Annotated in this window: 2 protein-coding genes; both read right to left on the bottom strand. The window is 76.3% G+C overall.

Annotated features, from left to right (window positions below):
• The coding region (locus ACFV7Q_RS38030) for a beta-ketoacyl synthase N-terminal-like domain-containing protein (protein WP_385435520.1) at positions 1-4678 on the bottom strand (4678 nt) is incomplete at its 3' end.
• 36 nt (positions 4679-4714) lie between these two features.
• The coding region (locus ACFV7Q_RS38025; protein WP_385435519.1) for an SDR family NAD(P)-dependent oxidoreductase at positions 4715-6525 on the bottom strand (1811 nt) is incomplete at its 5' end.

The raw sequence follows: 6525 nt of genomic DNA, 5'->3' as shown, positions 1-6525 counted from the left end.
CGCCCGCGGTGTGGACGACCGCGGTCAGCGGGTGCTCGGCCGGGACGGTGGCCAGCAACGCGGCGAGCGCCTCGCGGTCGGCCGCGTCGCAGGCGGCGAGGGTGACGTCGGCGCCCAGCGCGCGCAGCTCCGCGAGGAGCTCGGGGGCGCCGGCGGCCGCCTCGCCGCGACGGCTGGTCAGGAGCAGCCGTCGGACGCCGTGCGCGGTGACCAGGTGGCGGGCGACCAGCCCACCGAGGGTGCCGGTGGCGCCGGTGACCAGGGCGGTGCCGTCGGTGTCGAGCGGGCGGGCCTCCCGGCCCTCGGGCGCGGGGACGGCGGGGACGCGGGCGAGCCGGGGCACGACGGCCCGGCCCTCGCGGAGCGCGAGCTGCGCCTCACCGGTGGCCAGCGCCGCGGGCAGGGCGCGCCGGGACTCCTCGCGGTCGTCCAGGTCGAGCAGGACGAACCGGTCGGGGTGCTCGGACTGGGCCGACCGCAGCAGGCCCCACAGCGGGGCGTGCGCCAGGTCCGGTACGTCGGAGCCGGCGGTGGTGGCGACGGCGCCGTGGGTGGTGAACACCAGCCGGGACCCGGCGAACCGGGCGTCGGCGAGCCAGGTTTGGGCCAGCTCCAGGGCGTGGTGCAGGGCGTCGCCGACGGCGGCGGGCAGCGCGGGGTCGACCGGGTTCGCCGGCGTGCCGCCGCCGACGGCGACGGCGGGCACGGGGACGACGACGGCCTGCGGGACCGGGCCGCCCGCCTCAACGGCCGCGGCGAGGCCGTCGAGGTCCGGGTACGTGGCTGCGGTCGGCAGGACGGCGGTGAAGCGGCTGCCGGCGGCGGCCTCGCCGAGCAGGGCCCACTGGCCGGGGGCGACGGTGGTGGCGGCCGGGAGGGGCAGCGGGGTCCAGTCGACGCGGAACAGTGAGTCGTGGAAGGCGGTGCGGGCGGCCCGGACCTGGTCGGGGCTGACGGGACGGAGCAGCAGGGCGTCGACGGAGGCGACGGGCGCGCCGGTCTCGTCGGCGAGGTCGACGGAGACGGTGTCCTGCCCGGCGGGGGCGAGGCGGACGCGGAGGGCGCGGGCGCCGACGGCGTGGAGGGCGACGCCGCTCCAGGAGAACGGCAGCCGGCCGTGCTCGGTGTCCTCCAGCAGGGAGCCCATGCCGACGGCGTGCAGGGCGGCATCGAGCAGGGCCGGGTGCAGGCCGAACAGGGCGGCCTCGGCGTGGGCCTGCTCGGGCAGGCGGACCTCGGCGAAGACCTCGTCGGCGCGCTGCCAGGCGCCGGTCAGGCCCTGGAAGACGGGACCGTAGGCGAAGCCGGTGCCGGTGAGGTATTCGTACAGGCCGTCGACGGGGAGGGCGGTGGCGCCCTGCGGCGGCCAGGTGGCCAGGTCGGCGCCGGTCCCCCGGCCGGCCTGCGTGCCGGCGGGGGCGAGGAAGCCGGTGGCGTGCCGGGTCCAGGCGCCTTCGCCCCAGGTGTCGTCGGCGGCGTCCTCGGGCCGGGAGTGCAGGGTCAGCGGGCGCCGCCCGTCGGTGTCGGGGGCGCCGACGGCGAGCTGGATCTGTATGCCGCCGTGCGGGGGCAGGACGAGGGGGGCCTGGAGGGTGAGTTCGTCGAGGAGTTCGCAGCCGGTGTGCTCGCCGGCCCGGAGGGCGAGTTCCACGAAGGCGGTGCCGGGCAGCAGCACGGTGTCCATGACCGTGTGGTCGGCGAGCCAGGGGTGGGTGGCCAGGGAGAGGCGGCCGGTGAACAGGTAGCCGTCGCCGTCGGCCAGGGCGATGGCGGCGCCGAGCAGCGGGTGGTCGGCGGAGCCGATGCCGGCGGCGGTGACGTCACCGGTCCAGGCGGTGGGCTGCTCGGGCCAGTACGGGCGGCGCTGGAAGGCGTACGTGGGCAGGTCGACGCGGGTGGCGCCGCGTCCGGCGAAGACGGCGGACCAGTCCACGGCGACGCCGTGGGCGTGGGCCCGGGCGACGGCGGCGGCGAACGCGGCCGGCTCGGGGCGGTCGGCCCGCAGGACGGGTACGAACACGGCGTCGGCGCGGTCGGCGAGGCAGTCCTGGGCGAGGGCGGTGAGGACGCCGCCGGGGCCGACCTCGACGAAGGTGGTGACCCCGAGCGCGGCCAGGGCGCGTACGCCGTCGAGGAAGCGGACGGCCTCGCGGACGTGCCGGACCCAGTAGTCGGCGGTGCAGATCTCCTCGGCGGTCACGGAGGCGCCGGTGAGGTTGGAGACGATCGGGATGACGGGCGGTGCGTAGGAGACCGCTTCGGCGGCCTCGCGGAACGCCTCGAGCATGCCGTCCATGAGCGGGGAGTGGAAGGCGTGGCTGACGGTGAGCCGCTTGGTGCGGCGGCCGCGGGCGCGCAGGGCCTCGGCGACCGCGGCGGCCGCGTGCTCGTCGCCGGAGACGACGACGGAGCGGGGGCCGTTGACGGCGGCGATGGACACCCGGTCGGTGAGGAGCGGGGTGACCTCGTCCTCGCCGGCCTCGACGGCGATCATCGCGCCGCCTGCGGGCAGGGCCTGCATCAGGCGGCCGCGGGCGGCGACCAGGGCGGCGGCGTCGGGGAGGGTGAGGACGCCGGAGACGTGGGCGGCGGCGAGTTCGCCGATGGAGTGCCCGATGAGGAAGTCGGGGGTGACGCCCCACTGTTCGAGCTGCCGGTAGAGGGCCACCTCGACGGCGAACAGGGCGGCCTGGGTGTGGGCGGTTTCGTCCAGCAGCGCCGCCCCGCGGGTGCCGTCGGCGGCGAACAGCACTTCGTACAGGGGGCGTTCGAGGTGCCGGTCGAGTTCGTCGCGGACGGCGTCCAGGGCGCGGGCGAAGTGCGGGTGGGTGGCGTACAGGTCGCGGGCCATGCCGGGGCGCTGGCTGCCCTGGCCGGTGAACAGGAAGGCGGTGTTGCCCTCACCGACGGCGCCCACGACGGCGGTGGCGGGCTGCTCGCCGGCGGCGAGCGCGTCGAGGTCGGCGAGGAGCTGCTGACGGCCGTCGGCGAAGAGGACGGCGCGGCGGTCCAGGGCGGCCCGGCCGATGGCGAGGGAGGAGGCGAGGTCGGTCAGGCCGGCGGGGTCCGCGGCGAGTTCGGGGCGGGCGCGGAGGTGGGCGGCGAGGCGGCCGGCCTGGGCGCGCAGGCCCTCGTCGCCGTGGCCGGAGACCGGCAGCGGCACCGGCCCGGTGGCGCCTTCCACCGCAGCGAGGTCGGCGTCCGCACCGGCGGCCGCGGTGCCGGTGCCGCCCCGTTCCGCGGGGGTGTCGGCGGGCGGGGCCTGCTCGATGACGGTGTGGGCGTTGGTGCCGCTGACGCCGAAGGAGGAGATGCCGGCGCGGCGGGGCTGGCCGGTCTCGGGCCAGGGCACGGCCCGGGTGAGGAGTTCGACGTCGCCGGTGGTCCAATCGACGGCGGTGGACGGCCGGTCGATGTGGAGGGACTCGGGTAGGACGCCGTGTCGCATCGCGAGGACCATCTTGATGATGCCCGCGACACCGGCGGCGGCCTGGGTGTGCCCGATGTTGGACTTGACGGAGCCGAGCCACAGCGGCCGGCCCTCGGCGCGGTTCTGGCCGTAGGTGGCGAGGATGGCCTGGGCCTCGATGGGGTCGCCCAGCGTGGTACCGGTGCCGTGTGCCTCGACGGCGTCGACCTGCGCCGGGGTGAGCCCGGCGTTGGTGAGGGCCTGCCGGATGACGCGCTGCTGGGAGGGCCCGTTGGGGGCGGTCAGGCCGTTGGAGGCGCCGTCCTGGTTGATGGCGCTGCCGCGGACCACGGCGAGCACCGGGTGCCCGTTGCGGCGGGCGTCGGAGAGCCGCTCCACGAGCAGCATGCCGACGCCCTCGCCCCAGCCGGTGCCGTCGGCGCCCTCGGCGAACGGCTTGCACCGGCCGTCGGGGGCGAGTCCGCGCTGCCGGCTGAACTGCACGAAGGCGCGCGGGCTGGACATGACGGTGACGCCGCCCGCCAGGGCCATGGAGCATTCGCCGTTGCGCAGGGCCTGCACGGCGAGGTGCAGGGCGACGAGGGACGCCGAGCAGGCGGTGTCGACGGTGACGGCCGGGCCCTCCAGCCCGAAGGTGTAGGAGAGCCGGCCGGAGACGACGCTGGCGGCGTTCCCGGTGAGGAGGTACTGCTCGACGCCCTCGGGAACCCCGTCGCGCAGCAGGTCGGGGTAGTCCTGGCCGTTGGTGCCGATGAACACGCCGGCCTTGCTGCCGCGCAGGGTGCCCGGGTCGATGCCGGCGCGTTCGAAGGTCTCCCAGGAGGTTTCGAGCAGCAGGCGCTGCTGCGGGTCCATGCCGAGCGTCTCGCGCGGGCTGATCCCGAAGAAGGCGGCGTCGAACTCGCCGACCCGGTGCAGGAACCCGCCCTCGCGGGTGTACGAGGTGCCGCTCCGCCCGGGGTCGGCGTCGTACAGGGACTCGATGTCCCAGCCGCGGTCGGTGGGGAAGTCGGTGATGGCGTCCCGTCCGCCCGCGACCAGGTCCCACAGGTCCTCCGGCGACTCGATGCCACCGGGGAACCTGCAGGCCATGCCGACGATCGCGATGGGTTCGGGCTCCTGTGCCTCGACCTCGCGAAGGCGCTGCCGCGTCTGGTGCAGATCGGCCGTCACCCGCTTCAAGTAGCCGAGGATCTTGTCCTGATCCGACGCCTGACCCGCCATTGGAACCTCACCCATGTTCGTCACAAACCCTTGTACTGCTACTGCCTGCTGTCCGCTGCGCTAGATCCCGAGCTCGTTCTCGATGAAGTCGAAGAGCTCGTCGGGCGTGGCTTCCTGGAGCTTGTCGGCCACGGCCCCGTCCCTCGAATGGGCCTGCGGTTCACCCCATTTCGCCAGGAGGGCCTGCAGGCGCGAGGCGATGTCGGCGCGCGTCCCGTCGTCGGGGTCGAGGACGGACAGCGCGGATTCGAGCTTCTCCAGCTCCGCGATGCCGGGCGCGGCCGCGGTGCTGCCGTCCTGGACGATCTCGGCGCGCAGGAACTCGGCCAGGACGGCCGGGGTCGGGTGGTCGAAGACCAGCGTCGCCGGAAGCTTCAGCCCGGTGGCGGCGTTCAGCCGGTTTCGGAGCTCCAGCGCGATCAAGGAGTCGAAGCCGAGCTCCTTGAACGCGCGGCCCGCGCCCACCTCGTCGGTGGTGGGGTGTCCGAGCGCGGTCGCCGCGTGCGAGCGGACGAGCTCCAGGACGGCCAGGCCCTGTTCGGCCTGCGGCATCACCGACAGCCTCCGCCGCAGCGCCTCCCCCGGGGCGCCCTGCGCGTCGGTGCCGGGCCCGGCACCGTCGGCGGCCTGCGCGAGCCTGCGCACCTCGGGGAGGTCACCGAGGAACGGGCTGGGCCGTACGGCGGTGTAGCCGGGGGTGAACTGCTCCCACCGGATGTCGGCGACGGCGACGGCCGGTTCGGCGTGATCGAGGGCCTGCTGGAGGGCGCGGATCGCCGCGGCCGGGGCCATGGCGGGGACGCCGCCGCGGTCGAGGCGTTCGCCGATGGCGCCGCCCGCGGCGAGGCCGCTCTCGCCCCAGCGGCCCCAGGCCACGGAGGTGGCGGGCAGGCCGTCGGCGTGCCGCTGCTCGGCGAGGGCGTCGAGGTAGGAGTTGGCGGCGGCGTAATTGGCCTGGCCGGCGTCGCCGAGGGTGCCGGCGACGCCGGAGAACAGGACGAACGCCGACAGGTCGAGGTCGCGGGTGAGCTCGTGCAGGGTGTGCGCCGCGTCCGCCTTGGGGGCGAGTACGGTCGCGAACCGCTCCGGGGTGAGCCCGTCGATGACTCCGTCGTCCAGGACGCCGGCCGTGTGGAACACGGCGGTCAGCGGCCGGTCGGCGGGGACGGCCGCGAGGAGCGCGGCGACGGCGTCCCGGTCGGCCATGTCGCAGGCGGTGATCGTCACCTCGGCGCCGAGCGCGGTGAGTTCCTCGCGCAGGGTGCCCGCGCCGGGGGCGTCGGGGCCGCGGCGGCTGGTCAGGATCAGGTGCTCGGCGCCGTTCCCGGCGAGCCAGCGGGCCACGTGCGCGCCGAGCGCGCCCGTGCCTCCGGTCACGAGGGTCGTCCCGCGCGGCTTCCAGGCGGGGACGGCCGGTGCGTCGGCGAGCGGGGCGTGGGCGAGCCGCCTGCCGTGGAGCCCGGAGGGCCGTACGGCCACCTGGTCCTCGGCGCCGTCGCCGGCCAGGACCCCGACGAGCCGTTCGAGGGTGCGGTCGTCGGCCTGCGGGGGCAGGTCGAGCAGCCCGCCCCAGCGGTCCGGGTGCTCCAGCGCTACGGTCCGCCCGAAGCCCCACAGGAGGGCCTGCGTCGGGTCCTGGATCCGCTCGGAGCGGGCCACGGCGACGGCGCCGCGGGTGACGCACCACAGCGGGGCGGCCACGTCGGCGTCGCCGAGGGCCTGCACGAGCGCGGCGGTGGCCAGCAGCCCGGGGTGAGCGCGCCGCGCGCCGCCTGCTTCGGTGCCGTCGCCGAGGGCGAGGAGGGAGAGGACCCCGTTCAGGGCGGTCGCCGCTTCGGCGGCGGCCACGATGGCGGCGGTCAACGTGCCCC

This window comes from Streptomyces sp. NPDC059851 (genome assembly GCF_042732005.1).
Lineage (GTDB): Bacteria > Actinomycetota > Actinomycetes > Streptomycetales > Streptomycetaceae > Streptomyces.
This window is presented reverse-complemented; position numbering and strand designations above follow the sequence as displayed.